Annotated in this window: 26 protein-coding genes; 11 read left to right on the plus strand and 15 right to left on the minus strand. The window is 72.0% G+C overall.

What is annotated here, in order from left to right; all coding sequences use genetic code 11:
- Positions 1-254 precede the first annotated feature (254 nt).
- Positions 255-806: a PadR family transcriptional regulator gene (locus tag C1J00_RS14500; protein ID WP_102909502.1), complete on the minus strand. Its 552-nt coding sequence runs from the start codon at positions 804-806 to the stop codon at positions 255-257.
- A 28-nt stretch (positions 807-834) separates the two neighbouring features.
- A complete protein-coding gene (locus C1J00_RS14505; RefSeq protein ID WP_102909503.1) occupies positions 835-2850 on the minus strand; it encodes an NADPH-dependent 2,4-dienoyl-CoA reductase in 2016 nt (671 codons plus the stop codon).
- Between the two features lie 98 nt (positions 2851-2948).
- Here C1J00_RS14505 and C1J00_RS47895 point away from each other — a divergent pair, with 98 nt between their 5' ends.
- Complete coding sequence (locus C1J00_RS47895; RefSeq protein ID WP_342751713.1) at positions 2949-3188, plus strand: hypothetical protein; 240 nt, start codon at positions 2949-2951, stop codon at positions 3186-3188.
- A gap of 473 nt (positions 3189-3661) precedes the next feature.
- Here the strand turns inward: C1J00_RS47895 and C1J00_RS14515 are convergent, their stop codons facing one another.
- Entirely contained in the window at positions 3662-4030 is a 369-nt protein-coding gene (locus tag C1J00_RS14515; protein WP_102909522.1) for a hypothetical protein, read from the minus strand.
- A gap of 250 nt (positions 4031-4280) precedes the next feature.
- On the opposite strand from C1J00_RS14515, the gene C1J00_RS14520 reads away from it, so the two are divergent.
- Entirely contained in the window at positions 4281-6383 is a 2103-nt protein-coding gene (locus tag C1J00_RS14520) for a SpoIIE family protein phosphatase (protein WP_102909504.1), read from the plus strand.
- Here the strand turns inward: C1J00_RS14520 and C1J00_RS14525 are convergent.
- Complete coding sequence (locus tag C1J00_RS14525; protein WP_102909505.1) at positions 6373-7173, minus strand: putative protein N(5)-glutamine methyltransferase; 801 nt, start codon at positions 7171-7173, stop codon at positions 6373-6375. The genes C1J00_RS14520 and C1J00_RS14525 overlap by 11 nt on opposite strands.
- 236 nt (positions 7174-7409) lie before the next feature.
- Between C1J00_RS14525 and C1J00_RS14530 the strand changes: the two genes are divergently transcribed.
- The 5 genes from C1J00_RS14530 to C1J00_RS14550 all read left to right on the plus strand — a co-directional run bounded on the left by C1J00_RS14530 (position 7410) and on the right by C1J00_RS14550 (position 11202).
- A complete protein-coding gene (locus C1J00_RS14530) occupies positions 7410-7862 on the plus strand; it encodes a MarR family winged helix-turn-helix transcriptional regulator (protein WP_439333402.1) in 453 nt (150 codons plus the stop codon).
- Positions 7863-7974: 112 nt separating this feature from the next.
- Positions 7975-8580, plus strand: a complete 606-nt coding sequence (locus C1J00_RS14535) for a sulfite oxidase-like oxidoreductase (protein WP_102909507.1) — start codon at positions 7975-7977, stop codon at positions 8578-8580.
- A 7-nt stretch (positions 8581-8587) separates the two neighbouring features.
- The gene (locus tag C1J00_RS14540) at positions 8588-9343 is read left to right on the plus strand and encodes a ferredoxin reductase (RefSeq protein ID WP_102909523.1); all 756 of its coding nucleotides are present in this window, start codon (positions 8588-8590) and stop codon (positions 9341-9343) included.
- Positions 9344-9542: 199 nt separating this feature from the next.
- On the plus strand, positions 9543-10127 hold the full coding sequence (locus C1J00_RS14545; protein ID WP_102909508.1) for an Rv1733c family protein: 585 nt from the start codon (positions 9543-9545) through the stop codon (positions 10125-10127).
- 106 nt (positions 10128-10233) lie between these two features.
- On the plus strand, positions 10234-11202 hold the full coding sequence (locus C1J00_RS14550) for an acetylxylan esterase (protein WP_102909509.1): 969 nt from the start codon (positions 10234-10236) through the stop codon (positions 11200-11202).
- Between the two features lie 160 nt (positions 11203-11362).
- On the opposite strand, the gene C1J00_RS14555 is transcribed toward C1J00_RS14550, so the two are convergent.
- Together C1J00_RS14555 and C1J00_RS14560 are read right to left on the minus strand one after the other, a co-directional pair.
- Positions 11363-12088 carry a class I SAM-dependent methyltransferase gene (locus C1J00_RS14555; RefSeq protein ID WP_102909510.1) on the minus strand — a complete coding sequence of 242 codons (726 nt, stop codon included), beginning with the start codon at positions 12086-12088 and terminating at the stop codon, positions 11363-11365.
- A gap of 4 nt (positions 12089-12092) precedes the next feature.
- Positions 12093-12656, minus strand: coding sequence for a PadR family transcriptional regulator (locus C1J00_RS14560; protein WP_102909511.1), 564 nt, complete (start codon positions 12654-12656; stop codon positions 12093-12095).
- A 70-nt stretch (positions 12657-12726) separates the two neighbouring features.
- Between C1J00_RS14560 and C1J00_RS14565 the strand changes: the two genes are divergently transcribed.
- From C1J00_RS14565 to C1J00_RS14580, 4 genes are all read left to right on the plus strand, one after another.
- Positions 12727-13125 carry a nuclear transport factor 2 family protein gene (locus tag C1J00_RS14565; protein ID WP_102909512.1) on the plus strand — a complete coding sequence of 133 codons (399 nt, stop codon included), beginning with the start codon at positions 12727-12729 and terminating at the stop codon, positions 13123-13125.
- A 70-nt stretch (positions 13126-13195) separates the two neighbouring features.
- Positions 13196-14023 carry a class I SAM-dependent methyltransferase gene (locus C1J00_RS14570; protein ID WP_102909513.1) on the plus strand — a complete coding sequence of 276 codons (828 nt, stop codon included), beginning with the start codon at positions 13196-13198 and terminating at the stop codon, positions 14021-14023.
- A 243-nt stretch (positions 14024-14266) separates the two neighbouring features.
- The gene (gene rho / locus C1J00_RS14575; protein ID WP_102909514.1) at positions 14267-15409 is read left to right on the plus strand and encodes a transcription termination factor Rho; all 1143 of its coding nucleotides are present in this window, start codon (positions 14267-14269) and stop codon (positions 15407-15409) included.
- Between the two features lie 88 nt (positions 15410-15497).
- The gene (locus C1J00_RS14580; protein ID WP_102909515.1) at positions 15498-16667 is read left to right on the plus strand and encodes a D-alanyl-D-alanine carboxypeptidase family protein; all 1170 of its coding nucleotides are present in this window, start codon (positions 15498-15500) and stop codon (positions 16665-16667) included.
- A 278-nt stretch (positions 16668-16945) separates the two neighbouring features.
- Here the strand turns inward: C1J00_RS14580 and C1J00_RS14585 are convergent, their stop codons facing one another.
- The 9 genes from C1J00_RS14585 to C1J00_RS14620 all read right to left on the minus strand — a co-directional run.
- A complete protein-coding gene (locus C1J00_RS14585; RefSeq protein WP_102909516.1) occupies positions 16946-17869 on the minus strand; it encodes a glutaminase in 924 nt (307 codons plus the stop codon).
- A 43-nt stretch (positions 17870-17912) separates the two neighbouring features.
- A complete protein-coding gene (gene aspA, locus C1J00_RS14590) occupies positions 17913-19322 on the minus strand; it encodes an aspartate ammonia-lyase (protein ID WP_102909517.1) in 1410 nt (469 codons plus the stop codon).
- Between the two features lie 123 nt (positions 19323-19445).
- Complete coding sequence (locus tag C1J00_RS14595) at positions 19446-20462, minus strand: asparaginase (protein ID WP_102909524.1); 1017 nt, start codon at positions 20460-20462, stop codon at positions 19446-19448.
- 32 nt (positions 20463-20494) lie between these two features.
- The gene (locus C1J00_RS14600; protein ID WP_102909518.1) at positions 20495-21937 is read right to left on the minus strand and encodes an amino acid permease; all 1443 of its coding nucleotides are present in this window, start codon (positions 21935-21937) and stop codon (positions 20495-20497) included.
- Positions 21934-22611, minus strand: a complete 678-nt coding sequence (locus tag C1J00_RS14605; RefSeq protein ID WP_102909519.1) for a FadR/GntR family transcriptional regulator — start codon at positions 22609-22611, stop codon at positions 21934-21936. The genes C1J00_RS14600 and C1J00_RS14605 overlap by 4 nt, the downstream gene beginning before the upstream one ends.
- Before the next feature lie 173 nt (positions 22612-22784).
- Positions 22785-23621 carry an undecaprenyl-diphosphate phosphatase gene (locus C1J00_RS14610; protein ID WP_102909520.1) on the minus strand — a complete coding sequence of 279 codons (837 nt, stop codon included), beginning with the start codon at positions 23619-23621 and terminating at the stop codon, positions 22785-22787.
- A 78-nt stretch (positions 23622-23699) separates the two neighbouring features.
- Entirely contained in the window at positions 23700-24047 is a 348-nt protein-coding gene (gene crcB, locus C1J00_RS14615; RefSeq protein WP_102909521.1) for a fluoride efflux transporter CrcB, read from the minus strand.
- Positions 24044-24169: a hypothetical protein gene (locus tag C1J00_RS47655; protein WP_281262756.1), complete on the minus strand. Its 126-nt coding sequence runs from the start codon at positions 24167-24169 to the stop codon at positions 24044-24046. Before C1J00_RS47655 ends, crcB begins: the two co-directional genes overlap by 4 nt.
- On the minus strand, positions 24166-24380 hold a 215-nt coding region (locus C1J00_RS14620; RefSeq protein ID WP_146046188.1), incomplete at its 5' end, for a FluC/FEX family fluoride channel. The genes C1J00_RS14620 and C1J00_RS47655, both read right to left, overlap by 4 nt.

Consider the following 24380-nt stretch of genomic DNA (forward strand, 5'->3'; position numbering starts at 1 on the left):
GTCCGTGACCCCCACCGCCTCGCCGTCCCGCGGCGTCATGGGCGGGGTCGGCGGGTCCTCGACGGACTACGGCACCGTCACGCTGGTGGCCGGCGGCACACTGGTCGGATCGGGCCTGCTCGCCACGGCCTGGTACCTGCGCCGGCGCAACAAGCCGCACCGGCTCTGATCCGGTGCGAACGGCGGCCCGCCCCTTCCGAAGCGCTCCGGTCGGGCGGGCCGCCGTCATGTCGCGGCGGGGACCGGCGGGACGCTCAGACCGGTTCGCCGTCCGGAAGTTCGGCGAAGTCCGCCAGGGCGCGCCGCAGCCACTGGGTCCAGAAGGTCTCCAGGTCGATGCCGGCCCGCAGCACCAGATGCCGCAGCCGGTCCTCGGTGCCGTCCCGGCCGGGCGGGAAGTCGCGCTGCTCGATCTCCCGGTACTCCGCCAGCTGCCGTTCGTGCAGCTCCAGATGGCGTCGCAGATCCGTCTCCAGGCCCGCCGTGCCGACCACCGCCGCCGCCCTGAGCCGCAGCAGCAGGGTGTCGCGGTGCGGCTTGGGGTCCTGGGAGGCGGAGGTCCAGCGGGCCAGTTCGGCGCGGCCCGCCGGCAGGACGTCGTAGCTCTTCTTCTGCCCACGGGCCGGCTGCTGTGACGGCAGGGCCCTGATGAGGCCGTCGGCCTCCAGCTTCCCGAGCTCGCGATAGATCTGCTGGTGCGTCGCCGACCAGAAGTAACCGATCGACCGGTCGAACCGGCGGGTCAGCTCCAGCCCGGACGACGGCTTCTCGAGCAGGGCGGTGAGGATCGCGTGCGGGAGTGACATGGCCTCATCCTAGGGACGCGTCACCGGACTACAGGGCGGCCGCGAGCTCGGTGCCCTGCTTGATGGCGCGCTTGGCGTCCAGCTCGGCGGCCACGTCGGCGCCGCCGATGAGGTGCGCGCTGCACCCGGCGGCCAGCAGTTCCTCGTACAGGGCGCGGCGGGGTTCCTGGCCCGTGCAGAGCACGATCGTGTCGACCTCCAGCAGCGTGCTCTCCTCGCCCACGGTGATGTGCAGCCCGGCGTCGTCGATCCGGTCGTAGCGCACGCCGGGGACCATGGTGACGCCGCGGTGCTTTAGTTCGGCCCGGTGGATCCAGCCGGTGGTCTTGCCGAGGCCGGCGCCGACCTTGGAGGTCTTGCGCTGGAGCAGGTGGACGGTGCGCGGCGGGGCGGGCCGCTCGGGTGCGGCGAGGCCGCCGGGGCCGCGGTAGTCCATGTCGACGCCCCACTGACGGAAGTACGTCTGCGGGTCCTCGTGGGCCTTGCCGCCGCCGTCGGTGAGGAACTCGGCGACGTCGAAGCCGATGCCGCCCGCGCCGAGGATCGCGACCCGGTCGCCGACGGGGGCTCCGTCGCGCAGGACGTCGAGGTAGCCGACGACGCTCGGGTGGTCGACTCCGGGGATCTCGGGGGTGCGCGGGCTGACGCCGGTGGCGACGACGACCTCGTCGTAGCCGTCGACGTCCGCGACCGTGACGGGCGTGTTCAGCCGGATGTCGACGCCGTGCCAGTCGAGCTGGGTGCGGAAGTAGCGGAGCGTCTCGTCGAACTCCTGCTTGCCGGGAACCTTGCGGGCGACGTTGAGCTGGCCGCCGATCTCGCTCGCCGCGTCGAACAGCGTCACGTCGTGCCCGCGCTCGGCGGCGGAGACCGCACAGGCCAGCCCGGCCGGTCCGGCGCCGACGACCGCGACGCGCTTGCGCAGCCGGGTCGGGGAGAGCACGAGCTCGGTCTCGTGACAGGCCCGCGGGTTGACCAGGCAGGAGGTGATCAGGCCGCTGAAGGTGTGGTCGAGGCAGGCCTGGTTGCAGCCGATGCAGGTGTTGATCGCCTCGGGCCGGCCGGCGGCCGCCTTGGTGACGAAGTCGGGGTCGGCGAGCATCGGGCGGGCCATCGACACCATGTCGGCGGCGCCCTCGGCGAGCAGCTCCTCGGCGAGTTCGGGAGTGTTGATGCGGTTGGTGGTGACGAGCGGGACGGACACCTCGCCCATGAGCCGCTTGGTCACCCAGGTGTACGCGCCGCGCGGCACGGAGGTGGCGATGGTGGGGATACGGGCCTCGTGCCAGCCGATGCCGGTGTTGATGATCGTCGCGCCGGCGGTCTCGACGGCCTTGGCCAGGGTGATGACCTCGTCGAGCGTCGAGCCGCCCGGGACGAGGTCGAGCATGGACAGCCGGTAGATGACGATGAAGTCCTCGCCGACCGCCTCGCGCACCCGGCGCACGATCTCCAGCGGGAAGCGCGTCCGGTTCTCGTACGAGCCGCCCCAGCGGTCGGTGCGGTGGTTGGTCTGCGGCGCGATGAACTCGTTGATGAGGTAGCCCTCGGAGCCCATGATCTCGACGCCGTCGTAGCCGGCCTGCCGGGCGAGGCGGGCGGCGCGGACGTAGTCCTCGATCGTCCGCTCGATGTCGGCGTCGGTGAGCTCGCGGGGCGGGAAGGGGCTGATGGGCGCCTGCTCCGGGCTCGGCGCGACGAGATCCCGGTGGTAGGCGTACCGGCCGAAGTGCAGGATCTGCATCGCGATCCGCCCGCCCTCGCGGTGCACGGCTTCGGTGATGACCCGATGCTGCTCCGCCTCCGCCTCGGTGGTGAGCTTCGCGCCGCCCTCGTAGGGGCGCCCCTCGTCGTTCGGGGCTATGCCGCCGGTGACGATCAGGCCCACTCCCCCACGGGCGCGGGCGGCGTAGAAGGCGGCCATGCGCGCGAAGCCGCCCTCGGCCTCCTCCAGGCCCACGTGCATGGAGCCCATGAGGACACGGTTGGGCAGGGTCGTGAAGCCCAGGTCGAGGGGGGTCAGCAGGTGCGGGTAACGGCTCATCGGGCCCTCCGTGCGCGGTGTCGTGCCTGTAGTTGTAGAGGACTACCGACGGTTTATGCAACTAGTTGCACAAGGTGATGGAGGGCACAGCAGGGGTCATGACCAGGGACCTCGGACCGCTCCGTGCGGTGGTGGACCTCGCCGGTGAGCTGATCCGCCGCCCGAGCCGGGCCGGACTCGACGCCCACGAACCCGTCCTGGTGGTCCTGGACGTCTGGCTCACCGGCCGCGGGCTGCCGCACCGCCGCCTCCACGACGACACCCGCCGCCCGGTCGCGCAGCTGGTGGAGATCGCCGGGGGCGGGCCGGGCCCTGGTGGGCGCTGGACGCCTGTGTGAACACCGCGCCGTACGGCGACGAGACGGCCTGGTCCTTCCCGCCACCGCCGGGGACGTCGTCGACGGCCGGCTGCGCCGCCGGGGCGCGGCCGACTCGAAGCTCGCCGCCGCCCTGCTCTGTCGTGTAGCGACCGAGCTGCACGGGCGGGCGGCCCGGCTGCGCGGCGGGCTCGCGGTGCTGCTCGACGCCGGCGAGCACACGGGTGGCTCCGGAGGCGCCCGGGTCTACCACGCCGATCCGGACGCGGTCCGCCCGGCCGGGGTGATGATCGGCTACCCGGGTGCCGACGAGGTCGTGGTCGGCGGGTGCGGGCCGTGGCGGGCCCGGATCGCCGTGCACGGGACGTCAGGGCAGTCCGGGTCACGCCGTGAGGTGGCAGGTGTGGACGAACGCGTGGATCTGGCACATCTGCCGATGGTGCACGCCGTCTACCGGCAAGCCGTCCCCGGTCTGCTGACGGGCCGAGGGGCGGTCACCGGCTCCGCAGACGCACGTGGAGTTCCTTCTCCTGGTCGCCCGAGACCGTGCTCAGATCGTGCACGTCGAACAGCGAGTCCAGGGTCGTGCGGAACCGTTCGATCGCCCAGTAGCCGCCGTGCAGGTCGGCTTCCACGGAGGACGACAGGTGCACCGGCCGCGCACCCTCGTGCTCGTCGGCGACGTCGAAGGTGCCGAGCCACACGGTCGGGCGGGTCTCGTGCAGTTCCTCGGGCACGTCGTCGGCGCACCGGTCGGACTCGAAGCAGGAGCACAGCGCGTCGAACACGATCCGCGCGTCGTGCTTGCTGCACCCGCTGATCTCCACCGAGACGGAGTGGGGGTGCGGTCGCTCGTGGTCCATCGCCATCGTGATCGCTCCTCTCGTGGCCACCGGATGCCGTATCCGCCCCTACCCCAGCAAAGCACCACCTTCCGGCGAGCACTACCGGCGGTGCCCCGGTTCCGGTGTCGGGTTTATGGGGCGGCCCGCGCCGCCTTGGGGGATGGTGGAAGGTGGCGGAAGGGGCCTTCGGGAAGCGGCTCCGCGCGGTAGAACATGGGGTGTCGGCACACGACGGCGTGCCGCGAGGACGGCGAAGGCGGGGCGTGGGATGAGTGCAGCCGGATCTCCCGAGTCCGAGGGCGACGGTCCGGTGCGCGGGTCGGCGCGCCCGAGCGGGCTGCTGGACGTGCTGCGCGTGGCCTCGGTGGTCCTGGACTCCGAGGGCCGCATCGTGCTGTGGAGCCCGCAGGCCGAGGAGCTGTTCGGGTACGAGGCGCGGGAGGCGCTCGGGCAGTACGCCGCCCGGATCATGGTCCACGAACAGCACGTCGACCTCGTGGTCAAGCTGTTCGCCGATGTCATGGGCACCGGGCAGAGCTGGGCGGGGGCCTTCCCGATCCGCCGCAAGGACGGCGGAACCCAACTGGTGGAGTTCCGCAACATGCGGCTGCTGGACGACCAGGGCGACGTCTACGCGCTCGGGCTGTGCGCCGATCAGACGACCGTGCACCGGCTGGAGCGGGAGGTGGCGCTGTCGACGCGCATGATCGCGCAGTCCCCGATCGGGCTGGCCGTGCTGGACACCGAGCTGCGGTACGTCTCGGTCAACAAGGCACTGGAGGAGATCAACGGCGTGCCGGCCGGGGAACACCTGGGCCGCACCCCCCGGGAGGTGGTGCCCCGGATGGACGTCGACGCCCTGGAGGCCGCGACGCGCCGGGTCCTGGAGACGGGCACACCGGTCGTCGACCAGTCCACGATCGGCCGTACCCACGCCGACCCGCACCAGGACCACGCCTGGTCGATCTCGCTGTACCGGCTGGAGAACGCCTTCGGGACCGTGCTGGGCGTGGCCGTCTCGATCGTCGACGTCACCGAGCAGTACCGGGCGGGCATCGAGGCCGAGGCGGCCCGCCGGCGGCTGGCCCTGATCGCCGACGCCTCGGGCCGGATCGGCACCACGCTGGACCTGGACCGCACGGCCCGCGAACTGGTCGAGGTGGCGGTGCCGGAACTCGCCGACATCGCGGCCGTCGACCTGCTGGACGCGGTGGTGCAGGGCCGGCGCACCAGCCTGGGCCCCTCCGAGGCGGCCGTGATCCGCGCGCTGGCGGTGCAGGGGTACGACTCCGCCGAGGCGCTGGAGGCGGCCGACCCGCCCGGGCAGGTGGCCCGGTACGCGCCCGACCGGCTCGTCACCCAGTGCGTGCGCACGGCGAGCCCCGTGATGCTGCCGGAGGTCAAGGACGAGGACCTGGACCGCATCGCCCGTTCCTCCGAGGCGGCGGAGCTGCTGGGCCGGGCCGGGGTGCACTCGTATCTGGCGGTGCCGCTGATCGCACGGGGCGAGGTGCTGGGGGCCCTGGACCTCAAACGCACCCGCAATCCGCTGCCGTTCAGCGAGGACGACCTGCTGCTGGCGCGCGAGCTGGCCGCCCGGGCCGCCGTGCAGATCGACAACGCCCGCTGGTACCAGAGCGCCCGCGAGACCGCGCTCACTCTGCAGCGCAGCCTGCTGCCCAGCCATCCGCCGGTCACGGGCGGGCTGGAGGTCGCCTCCCGCTACCAGCCGGCCGGGGCCACGAGCGAGGTCGGCGGCGACTGGTTCGACGTGATCCCGCTGGACGCCGGGAAAACGGCGCTCGTCGTGGGCGATGTGATGGGCAGCGGCATCCCCGCGGCGGCGGCCATGGGGCGGCTGCGCACGGCGACCAACACCCTCGCCTCCCTCGACCTCGACCCGAACGTGCTCCTGGAGCACCTCGACAAGATCACCGCGGGTCTCGAACAGACCATCGCCACGTGCGTCTACGCCGTTCACGACCCGCATCTGCGGCAGTGCCGGATCGCCAACGCCGGACATCTGCCGCCGGTCCGCGCACGGCCGGGCCGGCCCCCGGAGCTGCTCGACCTGCCGACCGGAGTGCCGCTCGGGGTGGGCGGTGTGGCCTTCTCCACCACCATCGTCGACCTGGAACCCGGCGACCGGCTGGTGTTCTACACCGACGGCCTCGTCGAGACCCGGCGCGACCCGCTCGACGAGCGGCTCGGCACCCTGCTGTCCCTGCTCGACGGGCCCGACCGGCCGCTGGAAGAGGTCTGCGACCTGCTGCTGCGCACCCTGCACGAGCCGGACAACTTCGACGACGTGGCGCTGCTCATCGCGCGGGCCACCCCACCGGACCGGGGGCTTGCGGGTCCTACGGTCTGATGCCGATCACCACGTGGGCGTACAGCTCCTCCGACACGGCCAGCCGTGCCGCCAGGCCGGTGCGCTCGAAGGCCTCGACGGCGGCCGGGGCCTGGTCCCGGCTCGTCTCCACCAGGACGCAGCCGCCGGGGGCGAGCCAGCGTGGCGCCTCGGCCGCGACCCTGCGCAGCACGTCGAGGCCGTCCGTGCCGCCGTCGAGGGCGGTCAGCGGCTCGTGGTCACGGGCCTCCTGCGGAAGCAGCCCGATCTCGTCGCTCGGCACGTACGGCACGTTGGCCGCGAGGATGCCGACGCGACCGCGCAGCGCGTCGGGCAGCGCCTCGAAGAGATCTCCCCGGTGGACCTTGCCGCCGGCGGCGGCGATGTTGCCGCGGGCGCACCGCACGGCGGCCGGGTCGATGTCGGCGGCGTGCAGTTCGATGTCGCCGAGCGCGGCGGCCAGCGCCGCTCCCACGGCGCCCGAGCCGCAGCACAGGTCCACGACGACGGCGGCCCCGGGCGCCCGCTCAAGGGCCTGCTCCACCAGGAACTCGGTGCGCCGGCGCGGCACGAAGACACCGGGGGCGACGGCGATGCGCAGACCACGGAACTCGGCCCAGCCGACGACGAGTTCGAGCGGCAGGCCCGCCACGCGGCGCTCGACCATGGCGGCGGCCTCGGCCGGGGTGCCCGCGGCGGCGAGGATCAACTCGGCCTCGTCCTCGGCGAAGACGCACCCCGCTGTGCGCAGGGCGGTGACGACCGCGTCACGGGACGGCGTGGAAGAGGGGAGGGAAGACAGAGACGGCATGAAGCCCAGAGCCTTTCGGGAACCGAAGGGCGCTCCGGCGGTCGCCTACGACCGGCGATCCGCGCGACGTCGAGAGGAGAGCACCCGAACTGACACAGCGGTAATGGGTCTCACCTCCTCGTCGGCTTCCGACGGCGGGGTCCCTCCCCGGCCGGACGGCAACCCTACCCGACGGCCCCGGCGCCCGTACGGCGGACGTGACGCCGCCCGGGTCGGGGTGGTTGGGTTGTGCAACCATGGGAGGAGCCGTGCAGCACCGTGGTGAGGGAGGCCCCGTGCACAGCGCCGACGCCGTGGAGAGCATCCAGCGGGAGATGACGGTCTTCGCCCGCCGTGCCCGGGCCTCGGCGGGCCGGCTGCATCCCGAGCTGTCGCTGGTGTCGTACACACTGCTGGGGCACGTCGAGGAGAGCGGCGGCTGCCGGGCCACCGACCTGGCCGCCCACTACGCCCTGGACAAGTCCACCGTCAGCCGCCAGGTGGCAGGGCTGGAGCGCGCCGGCCTCATCGAGCGCCGGCCCGACCCGAAGGACCAGCGCGTCCAGGTCCTGCATCTGACGCGGTCCGGGCGGCACATCCTGGACCGGGTCACACAGAGCCGCCGGGCGGCCTTCCGGGAGCGCCTGACCGGCTGGCCGGCGGAGGACCTTCGCCGGTTCGCGGAGTACCTCGTGCGCTACAACGCGTAGGGCCGCTCCCGGCCGGCCGGGCCAGGACGCCCTGCACGTACGGTTGAGGACGCAAACACCGAGCACACCGGTCCGGCGGGGCACCGCCGGCCCGGCCCGGAGGCACCACCGCATGCACATCACCCGAGGCTTCACCGGGCGACCGCGCGTCGCCGACCCCGGTCTGCCGCCCGGCCAGTACGACGCGGGCGACGACTGGCCCGTGCTGTCCGCCGAGGTCACTCCCGAGCTGGCGCCCGCCGACTGGACCTTCCGTGTCGACGGGCTGGTTGCCGAGCCCCGCACCTGGGACTGGGAGGAGGCGCACCGGCTGCCGCCGTCGGCGTACGAGGGGGCCATTCACTGTGTGACGAGCTGGTCGAAGTTCGGGGTGCGGTTCGCCGGCGTGTCCCTGGACGCGTTCCTGGACACGGCCCGGCCCCATGCGTCGGCCACCCATGCCGTGGCCTACTCGCACACCGGGTACACCGCGAGCCTCCCGCTCGCCGACCTGACCGGTGGACGCGCCTGGATCGCCTGGGAGTACGACGGAAAGCCCCTGGCCCCCGAGCACGGCGGCCCGGCACGGCTGCTGGTGCCGCACCTGTACTTCTGGAAGAGCGCCAAGTGGATCGCGGGCCTGCGGATCCTCGACCACGACGAGCCGGGCTTCTGGGAGCGCAACGGCTATCACGAGCGGGGCAACCCGTGGGAGGAGCAGAGGTACTCCGGTGACTGAGACCGCGGTGACGGACATCTTCGTGCCCCCGACGCGGTTCGCCGTGCCCGGGCGCATCGCCGTGAGCGAGCAGGCCGCGTCGCAGTGGCAGACCGCCACCATCACCGGGATCCGCCGGGAGACCCCGCGGGTGGCCACCTTCCGGCTCGCGGTCCCCGGCTGGCCGGGGCATCTGCCCGGCCAGCACCTGATGGTGCGGCTGACCGCCGAGGACGGTTACGCGGCCCAGCGGCACTACTCGATCGCGTCCGCGCCGGACGACTCCGGGCAGATCGAGCTGACCCTGGACCACGTCGAGGGCGGCGAGGTGTCGGGCTGGTTCCACACCGTCGCCCGGCCCGGCGACCGGGTCGAGGTGCGGGGGCCGGTGAGCGGCTTCTTCGCCTGGCCGGGCGACCGGCCCGCGCTGCTCGTCGGGGCCGGCTCCGGCGTCGTACCGCTGATGTCGATGATCCGGCACCACCGGGCTCGGAACCTGACCGTGCCGCTGCGGCTGGTGGTGTCCGCGCGCAGCCCCGAGGAGCTCGTCTACGCGCGGGAGCTGGGCGCGGAGACGACCCCTGTCTTCACCCGGAGCGCGCCGGAGGGCGTGGCAGTGGGACGTATGGCGGCCGCACATGTGGCGCCGCTCCTGGCCGAGCAGCCTTCCGGTGGGTGGGAGGCCTATGTGTGCGGCTCCAACGCCTTCGCCGAGCACGCCTCCAGGCTGCTCGTGACGGCCGGTCAGCCGGTGGACCGGATCCGCATCGAGCGTTTCGGCTGACCCGTTGTTTCGCCGCGGTCGCGCCGGGGACCCAGCCGGAGGGCCATCGCAGGGCGCTCCGGCCGTGCGTCCGGCCCGGGGCGATCGGCGGGCACCGGAGGGGGTACTCCGTCCGTGAGGGCACGCTCACGCGTGGCGGGACCGCGGCGCTCGGCCGGTCCGGCCCTCCGGGCCGCGGGGTGACGGCGAGGAGGTGTGCATGCGAACCCGGGTGCGCGGCTGGCGTTGGCGGCGCAGTCCGCTGCGGCGCCGGTCGGATGTCGTGGAAGCGTGGACGGTACTGGTGGTCGCCGTCCTCGTCCTCGTGGGCGCGCCACTGGCCGGAACCTCCGCCGCCTGGTGGGCCCACGGAGAGGCGCGGTCGGTGTCGGCCGAACAGCGGGCCGAGCGGCATCGCGTCCGGGCCGAGGTGATCGACAGGAACGACGACTCACTGCCGTCGGTGCAGGCCGGCGAGCAGCACGCCTACCGGGCGACCGTGCGCTGGACCGAGCCGGGCGAGGGCACGCGCACCGCGACGGCCCGAGTCCCCGCGGACACCCGGCAGGGCGAGACCGTGGACGTCTGGTTCGACGACCGGGGCCGGAACGTGCTGCCGCCGGTGGACGGAGCGGCGGTCTGGCAGCACACCCTCACCATCGGTACCTGCGCCGCCGGCGGCGCGGTGCTGGTGGTGCTGTTCGGCCACTTCCTGGTTCGCAGGGTGGCGCTGCGTCACCGGCTGGCCGAGTGGGACCTGGCATGGGCCCGTACGGAACCGCAGTGGACGCACCGCGACGCGTGAGACGCGGCGGCGGACATCAGGCACCCTGGCCAGTCCTCCGACCATTCACGTAATGTGATCATCCGCACTGCACCCCGTAGCGGCTCCTCATCCAAGGCGGTCCTAGATGGCCCTGTTCGACCTTCCGCTCGACGAACTCCGCGAGTACCGCAGCGCGGCCACCGAGCCCGAGGACTTCGACGCGTTCTGGTCCAAGACCCTCCAGGAGGCGCGCGGGCATGATCTGGACGCCCGTTTCGAACCGGTGGACACGGGCCTGACCACCGTGCAGGTGTTCGACGTGACGTTCGCCGGTTTCGGTGGTCATCCGGTCAAGGGCTGGCTCACGCTCCCGGCCGGAGCGGACGGCCCGCTGCCGCTGGTCGTGGAGTTCATCGGATACGGCGGCGGGCGCGGGCTGCCCCACGAGCACCTGCTGTGGGCGTCCTCGGGCCGGGCACACTTCGTGATGGACACCCGCGGGCAGGGCAGCGCCTGGGGCGGGGGCGGCGGCACGGCGGACCCGGTGGGCGGCGCGCCCGCGTACCCCGGTTTCATGACGCGCGGCATGGACGCCCCGGAGAACTACTACTACCGCCGGGTGTACACGGACGCCGTGCGTGCCGTGGAGGCGGCCCGCTCGCACCCCCTCACCGACCCGGCGCGCACGGTTGTCGTCGGTTCCAGCCAGGGCGGCGGCATCACGATCGCGGTCGGCGGCCTGGTCCCCGACCTGGCCGGCATCGCGCCGGACGTGCCGTTCCTGTGCGATTTCCCCCGCGCGGCGACGATCACGGACCGGCACCCGTACCGGGAGATCGGTCTCTACCTCAAGACGCACCGCGGCCGCACCGAGGACGCCCTGCGCACGGTGTCCTACTTCGACGGCGTCCACTTCGCCGCCCGCGGCCGGGCACCGGCGCTCTTCTCGGCAGCCCTGGAGGACCAGACCTGCCCGCCCTCGACCGTCTTCGCGGCGTTCAACGCGTGGAGCCACGAGGACAAGGCGATCGAGGTCTACGACTTCAACGACCACGAGGGCGGCGGTCCCTTCCAGCAGGCGGCCAAGCTGCGCTGGATGCGCTCGTACATCTGATCCGGCCGTTCACCCCCGGCTGACTTCCACCCGGTCCGACCAGTCGGTACGTTCATCGCGCCCGGGCGGTGACGCGGCCTGGTCGGCGGCTTCGAGAAGGCGTTCAACGATGATCTGCTGAACTTGCTGCGCGGCTGACGAGCACCGCCGATGGCGGAGCCTAATCCGGCAGCCGGGCCATGACGAGCCGTACCCGGGGGCTGCCGTCCGCGCGCCGCCCGAACTCCGGGAGCGCGTGGAGCTCCACCCGGAAGCCGGCCTCCGCGAGTTCGCGCCGCACGTCCCCCAGGCGGAACGCGCGGTAGTACATGACGAACGGAGGCCGCCAGAGCGCGTTGCGCACCCGCATCACCGTGTCGAAACCGAGCAGCGTCCAGGAGCCGGGCGAGCCCGGGCGGGGCGGGGCGACCAGCGGGAAGGCGAAGCTGCCGCCCGGCCGCAGGACGGACCGGACCTGCGCGAACAGCCCGGGCAGTTCGCGGGGCAGGAAGTGCCCGAAGGCCCCGAAGCTCACGACCAGGTCGAAGGAGGGCCCGAAGGGCAGGGCGCGGGCGTCGGCCCGGACCCAGGAGACCGGCGGGCCCGCCGGCCCGGCCTGCTCCCGCGCGACGTCGAGCATGCCCGCGCTGAAGTCGACGCCGGTGACCCTCTCCCGGCACACTCCCGCCAGCACCTCGACGCCCGCTCCGGTGCCGCAGCACAGGTCGAGTCCGGCGTCGTAGGGCCCGGTCCGCCGCAGTACTGCGCCGACCGCGTCGAGGACCGCGTCGGGTGTCCGGAACGGCGTGTGATCGAACTTCGGCGCGAGGAGGTCGTAGCCGCGCTCGACGGACGACAGCGCCTGGACGGCGAGCTCGCGCAGACTGGGGCCTTCGGGGCTGAACATCGGCTCAGCCTAGGGGAGCCCGCTGCTTCAGGACGGTGAGCACGCGCTCGCACCAGCGGAGGTTCTCCTCCTCGAAGCCGATGCCTCCCATCAGGGTGAGGTACGGGCCGACGCGGTCGGTCTCCCTGAGGTACTCCTCCTCGCTCCGGCCGGCCAGGAGGCGCTCGCGCACACGCCGGTAGCGGGCGAGCTTGCCGCCGGCCCACGCCGCGCGCTCCTCGACCAGCGCGCGGGTCGCTCCGGGATCCGCGCCGTCCATCGCCTGGATCTTGATGAGGAGTTCGTCGCGGATGGCGGTCGGCCGCCGGGTCGGTGTGGCGGCGAACGCGCTCAGGTCCTCACGGCCGGCCTCGGTCAGCGTGAACATGCGCTTGTCGGGCCGCCGTTCCTGACGCACCACCCTGGCCTCGATCAACCCGTCCTGCGCGAGGCGCTCCAGTTCCCGGTAGAGCTGCTGCGGGGTGGAGGCCCAGAAGTTGGCCAGCGACACGTCGAACACCTTGGACAGCTCGTACCCCGAGGCCTCGCCCTCCAGGAGCGCGGCGAGAACGGCGTACTTGAGAGACATGTGGACACCGTATCAACGGTTGACTAATCTACTCCACACCTATTCAACAAATTGACTAAGGTGGGTTCCCATGCGTGCATTCCGTGAGGCGGTCGAGAAGCTCGACCTCGACGCCGCCGAGGCGCTGCTGGCGCCCGACGTCGTCTTCACCAGCCCGGTCGTGTTCAAGCCGTACGCCGGGAAGGCGATCACCGCCGCGATCCTGCGCGCCGTCTCCGGGGTCTTCCAGGACTTCCGCTACGTGCGCGAGATCAACGACGTGAACGGCCGCGACCACGCCCTGGTCTTCACCGCGCGCGTGGGTGACCGGGAGATCAACGGCTGCGACTTCATCCACGTGGACGAGAACGGACTCATCGACGAACTCACCGTGATGGTGCGCCCGTTGTCGGGAGCCCAGGCCCTCGCGGCGGCCATGGGCGAGCAGTTCGAGCGGATCGCCGAGGAGGCGCGCGCCCGTTCGGTCTGAGCGACACGTCAACTCCTCCGTTTCCCGCGTTCTCCCGGCGCCCGCGGACGCTTCACGGTTGGATGTCCCCATGACGTCCGCCGAGCACGACCGGCTGATGCGGGCCAACCAGGCGAACTGGGACGCCCGCACGCCCGTCCATCTCGCCAGCCACTTCTACGGTCTCGACCAGGACCTCGACCCCGAGCGCTGGTTCGCCCCGTTCGAGTGGGAGGACCTCGGCGAGCTGGCCGGGCGGGACGTGCTGCACCTCCAGTGTCATCTCGGCACGGAGACGATCGCCTTCGCACGGCGCGGCGCCCGGGCCGTCGGCCTCGACTTCTCCGAGGCGTCCGTGGCCGCCGCCCGGGACATCGCGGCGAGGTCCGGCGCCGGCGTGACCTACGTACGGGCGAACGTGTACGACGCCCCCGAGGCCCTGGACGGGCGGCGGTTCGACGCCGTGTACACCGGCAAGGGCGCCCTGTGCTACCTCCCCGACCTGGCCCGGTGGGCGGAGACCGTCCACCGACTCCTGCGTCCCGGCGGCCGGTTGTACGTCGTCGAGTTCCATCCCCTGCTCAACTCGCTCGGGCCGAAGCCCGCTCCGGGCGAGGGGCCCGAGCTGCTCCTGCGCCACGACTACCTGGGAGGCTCCGGTCCGGTGCACCGCGACGGGACCCACACCTACACGGACGGCCCGGCCGTCGAGGGCGCCACGGACAGCTACGAGTGGATGCACGGAATGGGTGAGGTCGTCACCGCGTTGACGGAGGCGGGACTCGCCGTGCGGCGGCTGCGGGAGGGTGACGAACTCCCCTGGCCGCGGTGGCCGCAGATGGTCCGTACGGAATCCGGCTGGTGGCGGCTGCCCGAGCCGCGGATCCCCTTGCTGTACGGGTTGCTGGCCACGCGCTGAGGTAGTCCCCCGTCCACCTCTTTCGGTGGTATAGTTCGATGAGCACTCGTGCACGCCCCTTCTTGTGGGCGCCGGTGCCGGTTTTTCTCTCTTCATCCCTTCCAGCACCACGACGTCTTCCGTCGTATCCGATGTGCTGTTTCTCCGCCGCCCGGAAGCGCGCTCCAGGCCCTCCTCTCGCGGCCCTCTCCCCCTCCACTCGCATGACTCACGCCCGCCGTCCGTGAAAGGACACCCACCACCATGACCACCACACTCGACAACCCACCCGTACAGCGGCGGTCCCCGGACCGGACGGTGTCCGGCGTCCTCGACGTCGACGCGAGCGGGAAGGGGCATCTGCGCGGCGAGAACTGCCTGCCCACCCCCGCCGACGCCGCCGTCTCCCCCGCGCTGATCCGCCGGTACGGCCTGCGCAAGGGCGACCTCGTCGAGGGCGTACTCGGCGACCGGCGCGGCCTCACCGACGTCGTACGGGTCGAGGGCCGCACGGCCGGGAACCCGCGCGACCGGCGCGGCTTCCGGGATCTGACGCCGCTGCATCCGCACGAGCGGCTGCGGCTGGAGCACCCGGCCGCCGGACTGGCCGGACGCGTCGTCGACCTGATCGCACCGGTCGGCAAGGGCCAGCGCGGGCTCATCGTGGCCCCGCCCAAGACCGGCAAGACCGTCCTCCTCCAGCAGCTCGCGGCGGCCGTCACCGGCAACCATCCCGAGTGCCGGCTGATGATGCTGCTGCTCGACGAGCGGCCCGAGGAGGTCACCGACATGCGGCGCTGCGTGCGGGGCGAGGTGTACGCCTCGACGTTCGACCGCAGCGCCAAGCAGCACATCGCGCTCGCCGACCTCGTGATCGAACGCGCCAAGCGGCTCGTCGAGGCCGGCGAGGACGTCGTCGTCCTGCTCGACTCCCTGACCCGGCTGTGCCGGGCGCACAACAACGCGGCCGCTTCCGGCGGCCGCATCCTCACCGGGGGTGTCGACGCCGCCGCGCTGACCGGCCCGAAGCGGTTCTTCGGGGCCGCCCGGTCGGCCGAGGAGGGCGGGTCCCTCACGATCCTCGCGACGGCCCTGGTGGAGACCGGCTCCCGGGCCGACGACTTCTACTTCGAGGAGCTGAAGGGCACCGGCAACATGGAGCTCCGTCTGAGCCGGGACCCGGCGTCCCGCCGCGTCTTCCCGGCCGTCGACATCATCCCCTCGGGCACCCGCCGCGAGGAACTCCTGCTGCCGCCCGGCGAGTTGGCGGCGGTCCACGGTCTGCGGCGCGTGCTGAAGGGCCGGGACGGGCAGAGTGCTCTGGAGACGCTCCTGGAGCGGATGCGCGAGACACCGGACAACGCGACGTTCCTGCGGCGCATTCAGCCGACCCTGCCCCCGGGCTGACGCGAGGAGCTCATCCATTCGGGTGCCGGCGCGCGGTGTGCGGCCCCGTCGTCGCCGTGCGGAGCAGGTCCGTTCCTACGTTGATCATATGATCATCGGATTCTCATCCCGGGTGACCGTGTCGGCGGGTGCGCTCTGCCTCGCGGGGCTCATGGCGCTGACGCCCGCGGCGGCGGCCGAGCCCGGCGGGGCCGAGCCCACCCCGCCGGGCGGGCCGAGGGCCGCGGCACCGCATCCCTCTCTGCTGTACCGCCCCGGCACCCAGGTCCGCCTGCGCACCGGGGCGTCTCGTGTCCCGGAGGTCTCCGCACTGTCCTGGGTGGTGGCCGACGCCCGCACCGGTGAGGTGCTCGCCGCGCACAACGCACACCGCAAACTCCCCCCGGCCAGCACCCTGAAGACCCTGTTCGCCCTCACCGTGCTGCCCGGACTGCCGGCGGGCACACGGCACACGGTCCGCGCACGGGAGCTGAAGGGTGTCGGTGCCGGCAGCAGCCTGGTCGGGGTCGCCGAGGGCCGTACGTACCGGATCGCCGACCTGTGGCGCGGTGTCTTCCTCAACTCGGGCAACGACGCCGTGCGCGTCCTGGCCGAGCTCAACGGCGGCTGGCGGCTCACGGCCCAGCGGATGCAGGCCAAGGCCCGGTCCCTCGGCGCCCGTGACACCCGCGTGGTGTCGCCCGACGGTTACGACGCACCGAACCAGGTCTCCTCGGCGTACGACCTGGCGGTGTTCGGCCGGGTGGGGCTGCGCAACCCCGACTTCGCCCGGTACTGCGCCACGGTGGAGGCCAGGTTCCCCGGTGGCGGCGGCTGGTCGTACCCGATCCTCAACACCAACCGGCTGCTCAGCGGTGCCAAGGGTGTGAAGCCGTACCGGGGGCTGATCGGCATCAAGAACGGCTACACCAGCAAGGCCGGCAGCACGCTCGTCGCGGCGGCGCGGCGGGACGGGCGCACCCTGGTCGTGACGGTGATGAACCCTCAGGAGGGCGACAGTTCCGCCGTGTACGAGGAGGCGCGGTCACTGCTCGACTGGGGCTTCAGGTCGGCCGGGAAGGTCGAGGCCGTGGGCTCGCTCGGCGCGCCGCCCGCGCGGCCGGCGGTGACGACGCCGCCCGCGGTCGCGGCGGCGGTGCCACAGGAGCAGGGGTCCGTCTGGACGGAGGCGGGGCTGATCGCGGGCGCCGCCGGTACGGGCGCGGCGGTCGTGGTGCTGGTGCTGCGGCTTCCGGCCCGCAGGCCCGGCCGGAGCTGACCCGCCGGCAGCCACAGTGGCAGGCCCAGGAACGGGCAGGGCACCGGCCGTCTCACCGCCCGGGGTGAGGCAGGCCCTACCGGCCGGACCGAGTATCCGGCAGCGGCGGAGATTGACGGGGAAAGCCATGGCCGACACTCGGGCCGCGTGTCAACGGCGCATGACCGGACTTCCCTCTTCGGCGGGCGGCCCCGTGTGATCGGCCGGTGATCACCGGCCGGAGCGTTTCGGGCGCGGGCGCGGTTTTGCCCGGGCGGCGACCCGGGTGAGACCGGTGGTCAGAAGACCGACAGGCCGGTCAGCGTCGTGAAGCGGTCGAGCGCCGCCACGCCCGCCACCGAGTTGCCCCGCTCGTCGAGGCCCGGGCTCCACACGCACAGGGTGCAGCGGCCGGGCACGACCGCGATGATGCCGCCCCCGACTCCGCTCTTGCCGGGCAGGCCGACGCGGTACGCGAAGTCGCCCGCAGCGTCGTAGGTGCCGCAGGTCAGCATGATCGCGTTGATCTGCTTGGCCTGGCTGCGGGTGAGCAGCCGGGTGCCGTCCGCGCGGATGCCGTGCCGGGCGAGGAAGCGCGTGGCCAGCGCGAGGTCGGCGCAGGACGCGGCGATCGAGCACTGCCGGAAGTACTGCTCCAGGAGCGTCGGCACGGGGTTGTCGATGTTGCCGTAGGACGCCATGAAATGGCCGAGCGCGGCGTTGCGGTCGCCGTGCGCGGACTCGGAGGCGGCCACCTCCGGGTCGAAGGACAGGTCGGGGTTGCCGCTCTCCGTCCGCAGGAACGACAGCAGTTCGCCCGACGCGTCGCCGGTACGGGTGTGCAGCCGGTCGGTGACGACGAGGGCGCCCGCGTTGATGAACGGGTTGCGCGGGATGCCGTTCTCGTACTCCAGCTGGACGAGGGAGTTGAAGGGGTTGCCGGAGGGCTCGCGGCCCACGTGCTCCCACAGGGCGTCGCCCTCGCGGGCCAGGTCGAGGGCCAGGGTGAAGACCTTGGTGAGGGACTGCGCGGAGAACGGCTGGCGCCAGTCCCCCACGCCGCACACCGTGCCGTCGAGGTCGGCGACGGCCATGCCGAAGCGGCGCGGGTCGCAGGCGGCGAGCGCCGGGATGTAGTCGGCGGGCCGGCCACGGCGGGGGGTCCGCTCGACCTCCTCGGCGATGCGCTCCAGGACCGGCTGGAAGGTCGTCGACGACGTCATGATCGCTATTCTCCCTTCACCTGTCCCGGTGCGCTGTCCTGGGTCAGACCGTGGTCCGGACGCTGCCCGCCAGGACCTCGGGGCGCAGCAGTCCTGCGAGTGTCTCGGCGGGGAGCAGGCCCTTCTCCAGGACGAGTTCGGCGACGCCCCGGCCGGTGGCGAGGGCCTCCTTGGCGATGTCGGTGGCAGCCGTGTAGCCGATGTGCGGGTTGAGGGCGGTGACCAGGCCGATGGAGTTCTCGACGCTCGTGCGCAGCGCCTCGGTGTTGGCGGTGATGCCGGATACGCAGCGCTCGGCCAGGGTCACGCACGCGCTCCGCAGATGCGTGATGGACTCCGACAGGGAGTGCAGGATGATCGGCTCGAAGGCGTTGAGCTGGAGCTGTCCGGCCTCGGCGGCCATGGTGATGGTGACGTCGTTGCCGATGACCTCGAAGGCGACCTGGTTGACGACCTCGGGTATCACCGGGTTGACCTTGCCGGGCATGATCGACGAACCGGCCTGCACGGGCGGCAGGTTGATCTCGCCGAGCCCGGCGCGCGGTCCGGAGGACAGCAGCCGCAGGTCGTTGCAGCTCTTGGAGAGCTTGACCGCGATGCGCTTGAGCACGCCGGACATCTGCACGAAGGCGCCGCAGTCCTGGGTCGCCTCCACCAGGTTGGCCGCCGTCACCAGCGGGAGCCCGGTGATGGCCGCGAGGTGGCGGCGGGCCGACTCGGCGTATCCGGCGGGGGCGTTGAGGCCGGTGCCGATGGCGGTCGCGCCCAGGTTGATCTCATGGATCAGCTGGACGGCCTCGGCAAGACGGGACCGGTCCTCGTCCAGCATGACGGCATAGGCCGAGAACTCCTGGCCCAGCGTCATGGGTACGGCGTCCTGCAACTGTGTCCGGCCCATCTTGAGCACGTCACGGAACTCGACGGCCTTGCGGGCGAACGTGTCCTGCAGGACGGACATCGCGTCCAGCAGCCCGCGCACCGCGAACACCGTCGCGATCTTGACGGCGGTCGGGTAGACGTCGTTGGTGGACTGGCCGAGGTTGACGTCCTCGTTGGGGTGCAGGAAACCGTACTCGCCCTTGGCGTGGCCCAGCAGTTCCAGCGCCCGGTTCGCCACGACCTCGTTGGCGTTCATGTTGGTGGAGGTGCCGGCACCGCCCTGGACGACGTCCACGACGAACTGGTCGTGCAGCTTGCCGTCACGGATCTCGCGGCAGGCCTCGACGATGGCGGCGGCCTTCTTCGGGTCCAGCAGGCCGAGCTCCTCGTTGGCGAGGGCCGCGGCCTCCTTGACGGCGGCGAGGGCGTCGATCAGGTGCGGGTAGGAGGAGATGGTCATGCCCGTGATGGGGAAGTTCTCCGTGGCCCGCAGGGTGTGCACACCCCAGTACGCCTCGGCGGGAACGTCACGGTCGCCGAGCAGATCGTGCTCGGAGCGGGTGGCGGCGGTCATGACGGTGAGGGTCCTCTTTCTGAGGGAAGTGACGGTGGGGGTGCGCCCCTTCAGGGGCGCGGGGAATTGCGCGATCAGCCACAGGTGACCCGCAGCCGCCGGACGGGAGAACCCGGCACGTCGTCAGGCGCGGGCAGCCCCGGCAAGCGGCTCCAGCGAGCGAACGGGCCGCACACGCCCGACCTCTCGGCCACCCCCGAGCAGCGGCTCCCCCGCGAACTCGGCAAGCAGCTCCGGATCGACACCCGCCCGGGCCAACGCGGCGGCAGCCACCGGCACCCGCGCCCGGTTCGCCCCGTCGGCGATCTTCACCGCCACGGCCCGCCCGTCCGGCAGCGCGGCGACCTGCACACCCTCGAAACCATCCTTGGTGAGCAGCCCCGGCACGGCCCGCATCAGCGCGGCCACGTCCCGTCCGGAGCCGGAGGCCATCTCGGCGTGCTCGCGCATCGCGTCGGCGACCCGGGCCTCGGGCGTGTCCGGCGCGGCGGTGACGATCCGGGCGGTGGCGCGGGCGAGGCCGTGCAGCGAGATGGAGAACAGGGGTGCGCCGCAGCCGTCGACGGTGACCCCGGCGATGCGCTGCCCGGTGAGATCCTCGACGATCTCGGCGACAGCCTGCTGGAGGGGATGGCCGGGGTCGAGGTAGTTCTCCAGGGGCCAGCCGTTGAGCATGCAGGTGTAGAGCATGGCGGCGTGCTTGCCGGAGCAGTTCTGCGCGAGCCGTGAGGGCAGCCGGCCCTCGCGCACCCAGGCGTCCCGGACGACCGGGTCGAACGGCATGTCCGTGACGTTGCGCAGATGGTCCTCGGTGAGCCCGGCGAGGTCGAGGATGCGCCGGGCGCCGGCGAGGTGGCGTTGCTCTCCGGAGTGGCTGGCCGCCGCCAGGGACAGCAGCTCGCCGTCGAGCGGCAGCCCGGCCCGGGCCATGGCGACGGCCTGGACGGGCTTGATCGCGGAACGGGGAAAGAAGGCGGCCTCGATGTCTCCGATCTGGAGCGCGACCCCTCCGTCGGCGTCGAGGACGACGACGGAGCCATAGTGGATGCCTTCGACGATTCCGCCGCGGATGAGGTGGGCGACGGGGGCGTGGACGGGTTCACGGACAAGGGGCGCGTCCGCGAGGGAACTGCTGAACATCACTGCCTGCTTCTCGTGGAGCGGCGCGTCTGTCACGCGTCGGCTCCGGTCGTGGACTTGCGCGCGACACGGCCTCGGACGGCGAACCATCCGGCGACCAGGGCCCCGACGATCAGCGGCAGGCACAGCACGGTGGTGCGTCCCGCGCCGCCGTCGGCGTACATGAGGACCAGGACGGAGGCGAGGAACGCCAGCGTCACGACCTCGGTCCAGGGGGAGCCCGGCAGCCGGTAGTCCGGGCGGGTCAGCTCGCCCTTCTGGGTCTTCTGCCAGAAGAGGAGGTGACAGATCATGATCAGGGCCCAGGTGGCGAGGATGCCGATCGCGGCGAAGTTCAGCACGATCTCGAACGCCTCGGCGGGCACGACGAAGTTGAGGCCGACGCCCAGGACACAGATGCCGCTGGTGAGCAGGATGCCGCCGTAGGGGACCTGGCTGCGGCTCATCACGGATGTGAACCGGGGCGCGGATCCGGCCATGGCCATGGAGCGCAGGATGCGGCCGGTGGAGTACAGGCCGGAGTTGAGGGAGGACATCGCGGCGGTGAGGACGACGAGGTTCATCACGTCGCCGGCCGCCGGTATGCCGATGTTGGACAGTACGGTCACGAAGGGGCTCTCGCCGGCGGTGTACCTGTTCCACGGCAGCAGCATCGACAGCAGGACGACCGAGCCGACGTAGAACACGCCCACGCGCCACATGATCGAGTTGATCGCCTTCGGCATGATCTTCTCGGGGTTCTCGGTCTCACCTGCCGCGACGCCGACCAGTTCGACGGAGGCGTAGGCGAAGACGACGCCCTGGATGATCAGCAGCATGGGCAGCAGGCCGTGCGGGAAGACGCCGCCGCTGTCGCCGATGAGGGAGGGGCCGGGGGTGTGGCCGTCGACGGGGTGCTGGGTGGCCAGCAGGAAGATGCCGATGCACATGAAGACGACGAGCGCGCCCACCTTGATGATCGCGAACCAGAACTCCAGCTCGCCGAAGATCTTCACCGAGATCAGGTTCACGGTCAGCACCACGGCCAGCGCGATGAGCGCGATCACCCACTGCGGGATGTCGGAGAACATGCCCCAGTAGTGGGTGTAGGTGGCGACGGCTGTGATGTCGGCGATGCCGGTGGTCGCCCAGTTGAGGAAGTACATCCAGCCCGCGGTGTAGGCGCCCTTCTCCCCCATGAACTCACGGGCGTACGACACGAAGGCGCCGGAGGAGGGCCGGTACAGCACGAGTTCGCCGAGGGCGCGCACGACGAGGAAGGCGAAGAGGCCGCAGACGGCGTAGGCGATGAAGAGGGACGGGCCGGCGTCGGCGAGGCGGCCGCCGGCTCCGAGGAAGAGGCCGGTGCCGATGGCGCCGCCGATGGCGATCATGTTGACGTGCCGGGACTTCAGGGACTTGCTGTAGCCCGCGTCTCCGGCATCGACATGGCCGATACGTTTCTGCACACCTTCGTGCAGGGACTGCTCGCTCACGCCTCGGGTCCGCCTTCCGTGGGGGTGTCCGTGCGCGGGGGGCGCACGATGTCGGTGAGGGTGGTCTCGACGCGGTCGAGGTGGTGGGCCATGGCCTCCACCGCGTCGTTCTCGGAACCGTCCATCAGCGCCTCGACGATGGCCCGGTGCTCGCGGTTGGACTGCTCGCGGCGGCCGCCGAGCTCGTTGAGGAAGGCGGACTGGCGGGCCAGCGCGTCCCGGATCTCCTCGATGACCCTGCGGAAGACCGGGTTCTGCGCGGCCTCGGCGACCGCGAGGTGGAACAGCGTGTCCATGGCGACCCAGGCCGTGGTGTCCGTCTCGCGTTCCATCCGGTCCAGGATGTGGGCCAGGTGGTCGAGGTTCTCCGGGGTGCGGCGGCGGGCCGCGTAGCCGGCGACCGGGATCTCGACGTGGCGGCGCACCTCCAGCAGGTCGCTGGCCGAGTAGTCGCCGAAGGTGGGGTCCTCGACGGTACTGGCGACGACGAAAGTGCCCTTGCCGGTCCGGGAGACGGTCAGGCCCATGGTCTGCAGCGCCCGCAGCGCCTCACGCAGGACGGGCCGGGAAACTTCCAGAGTGCGGCACAGCTCCGCCTCGGAGGGGAGCTTGTCGCCGATCGCGTAGTCACCGCGCTCGATGGCGTCGCGCAGATGCGCAAGCACCGCTTCCATGGCGCTGATGCGACGTACGGGCTGTCCGGCTGTCCGGCTGTCTGACAGGTTCACGGGGTGATCCTCCGGGCGACGGGAGGCGCCTGTCAAGGGGGCGCCCCACAGGCGTGCGGGGAACGGCGCGACCGGCCACGGAGGCGCCGCGGAGGAACGACGGTGCCCCGGCGGAACGCTCAGCTGCTGAGCACCCCCGCGCCGAGCAGGCCGAACAGCAGCACTCCCACCACGATCCGGTAGATCACGAAGGCGTTGAAGGAGTGCTTGGCTACGAACTTCAGCAGCCAGGCGATGGAGGCGTAGGCCACGACGAACGACACGGCCGTGCCGACGGCGAGCGGCGCGGCGCCCACCCCGGTACCCAGGGCGTCCTTGAGCTCGTAGAGGCCGGCGCCGGTCAGGGCGGGGATGCCGAGGAAGAAGGAGAGCCGGGTGGCGGCCACGCGGTCCAGGTCGAGGATGAGCGCGGTGGACATGGTGGCGCCGGAGCGGGAGAAGCCGGGGAAGAGCAGGGCGAGGATCTGGGAGCTGCCGACCAGCATCGCGTCCTTGAACGAGGTGTCGTCCTCGCCGCGCTTGTGCCGGCCCATCTGGTCCGCCGCCCACATCACGCCGCTGCCGGCGATCAGCGAGCCGGCGACCACCCACAGCGAGGCGAGCGGGCCCTCGATGAGCGGCTTGGCGGCCAGTCCGACGGCCACGATCGGGATCGTCGCGCAGATGACCCACCAGGCGAATTTGTAGTCGTGGTGGTACCGCTCCTCGCGGTCGCGCAGGCCCCTCCCCCACGCTGACACGATCCGCACGATGTCCTTGAAGAAGTACACGAGCACCGCCGCGATGGCGCCGACCTGGATGACGGCCGAGAACCCGACCACGGCGTCGTCGTCGACGGGGATGCCCATCAGCCCCTCGACGATCTTCAGATGGCCGGTCGAGGAGACGGGAAGGAACTCGGTCACCCCCTCGACGGCTCCGAGGACGACGGCCTGACCGACGCTGATGACGCTCATGGGATCCAGTTCTGCTCGGGGGCTGGAGCGGAGAGGACCGTCTTACAGCACCCGCACGAGAACGGATCTCGACGCGTCTCACATACGCGCCAGTGCCGCCCCCGCGAAGGCCGCGGCGAGACCGGCCGCCACACTGACCGCGACGTTGAGGGTGGCCTGGAGACGTGCCCCGGTCTCCGCCAGCCGCAGCGTCTCGTAGGAGAACGTCGAGTATGTCGTCAGGGCCCCGCACAGGCCGGTGCCGAGCAGCAGGTGAAGGTGGGCGGCGGCTCCGGTGAGCAGGCCGAGGACCAGACAGCCGGCCACGTTCACCGTGAAGGTGCCCCAGGGGAAGACGGAATCGTGCCGGGACTGGACCTCCCGGTCCGTGAGGTAGCGCAGCGGGGCGCCGACCATCGCACCGCAGACGACCAGCAGCCAGTTCACAACGACCTCTTACCCTGCGTGTCCGCTGTGCCGGGATCATCCCCGCGTCCGGAATACCGGATCGCTTCGATCTCGCCCCTGAAGACGGTCAGGCGCAGGGCGCTGCCGGTGAGTCCCGTCATGGCCGCCTCCCTTTCAGGGCGCGGCGGGTCGTCCCGGCCGCGAGCCACACCGCTGTGAGCGCCGCGAGCGGGGTCGCGGCGAGGTAGGCCAGACCGGTGCCGATCTGGCCGCCGTCGACGAGTCCGCGGATGTCGACGGCGTAGGTCGAGAAGGTGGTGAAGCCGCCGAGGACGCCGGTGCCGAAGAAGGGGCGGACGAGGGGGTGGGCGG

The organism is Streptomyces cahuitamycinicus (genome assembly GCF_002891435.1).
Taxonomy (GTDB): domain Bacteria; phylum Actinomycetota; class Actinomycetes; order Streptomycetales; family Streptomycetaceae; genus Streptomyces; species Streptomyces cahuitamycinicus.

Excerpts from the sequence above, each read along its gene's own strand:
- aspA (WP_102909517.1), bottom strand. The coding sequence starts at position 19,322 with ATGACCGCCGCCACCCGCTCCGAGCACGATCTGCTCGGCGACCGTGAC.
- C1J00_RS14585 (WP_102909516.1), bottom strand. The coding sequence starts at position 17,869 with ATGACGTCGTCGACGACCTTCCAGCCGGTCCTGGAGCGCATCGCCGAG.
- C1J00_RS14535 (WP_102909507.1), top strand. The coding sequence starts at position 7,975 with ATGCACATCACCCGAGGCTTCACCGGGCGACCGCGCGTCGCCGACCCC.
- C1J00_RS47895 (WP_342751713.1), top strand. The coding sequence starts at position 2,949 with ATGACCAGGGACCTCGGACCGCTCCGTGCGGTGGTGGACCTCGCCGGT.
- C1J00_RS14520 (WP_102909504.1), top strand. The coding sequence starts at position 4,281 with ATGAGTGCAGCCGGATCTCCCGAGTCCGAGGGCGACGGTCCGGTGCGC.
- C1J00_RS14545 (WP_102909508.1), top strand. The coding sequence starts at position 9,543 with ATGCGAACCCGGGTGCGCGGCTGGCGTTGGCGGCGCAGTCCGCTGCGG.
- C1J00_RS14570 (WP_102909513.1), top strand. The coding sequence starts at position 13,196 with ATGACGTCCGCCGAGCACGACCGGCTGATGCGGGCCAACCAGGCGAAC.
- C1J00_RS14555 (WP_102909510.1), bottom strand. The coding sequence starts at position 12,088 with ATGTTCAGCCCCGAAGGCCCCAGTCTGCGCGAGCTCGCCGTCCAGGCG.
- C1J00_RS14500 (WP_102909502.1), bottom strand. The coding sequence starts at position 806 with ATGTCACTCCCGCACGCGATCCTCACCGCCCTGCTCGAGAAGCCGTCG.
- rho (WP_102909514.1), top strand. The coding sequence starts at position 14,267 with ATGACCACCACACTCGACAACCCACCCGTACAGCGGCGGTCCCCGGAC.
- C1J00_RS14560 (WP_102909511.1), bottom strand. The coding sequence starts at position 12,656 with ATGTCTCTCAAGTACGCCGTTCTCGCCGCGCTCCTGGAGGGCGAGGCC.
- C1J00_RS47655 (WP_281262756.1), bottom strand. The coding sequence starts at position 24,169 with ATGACGGGACTCACCGGCAGCGCCCTGCGCCTGACCGTCTTCAGGGGC.
- C1J00_RS14580 (WP_102909515.1), top strand. The coding sequence starts at position 15,498 with ATGATCATCGGATTCTCATCCCGGGTGACCGTGTCGGCGGGTGCGCTC.
- C1J00_RS14610 (WP_102909520.1), bottom strand. The coding sequence starts at position 23,621 with ATGAGCGTCATCAGCGTCGGTCAGGCCGTCGTCCTCGGAGCCGTCGAG.
- C1J00_RS14505 (WP_102909503.1), bottom strand. The coding sequence starts at position 2,850 with ATGAGCCGTTACCCGCACCTGCTGACCCCCCTCGACCTGGGCTTCACG.
- C1J00_RS14525 (WP_102909505.1), bottom strand. The coding sequence starts at position 7,173 with ATGCCGTCTCTGTCTTCCCTCCCCTCTTCCACGCCGTCCCGTGACGCG.
- C1J00_RS14515 (WP_102909522.1), bottom strand. The coding sequence starts at position 4,030 with ATGGACCACGAGCGACCGCACCCCCACTCCGTCTCGGTGGAGATCAGC.
- C1J00_RS14595 (WP_102909524.1), bottom strand. The coding sequence starts at position 20,462 with ATGTTCAGCAGTTCCCTCGCGGACGCGCCCCTTGTCCGTGAACCCGTC.
- C1J00_RS14550 (WP_102909509.1), top strand. The coding sequence starts at position 10,234 with ATGGCCCTGTTCGACCTTCCGCTCGACGAACTCCGCGAGTACCGCAGC.
- C1J00_RS14530 (WP_439333402.1), top strand. The coding sequence starts at position 7,410 with ATGGGAGGAGCCGTGCAGCACCGTGGTGAGGGAGGCCCCGTGCACAGC.
- C1J00_RS14605 (WP_102909519.1), bottom strand. The coding sequence starts at position 22,611 with ATGGAAGCGGTGCTTGCGCATCTGCGCGACGCCATCGAGCGCGGTGAC.
- C1J00_RS14565 (WP_102909512.1), top strand. The coding sequence starts at position 12,727 with ATGCGTGCATTCCGTGAGGCGGTCGAGAAGCTCGACCTCGACGCCGCC.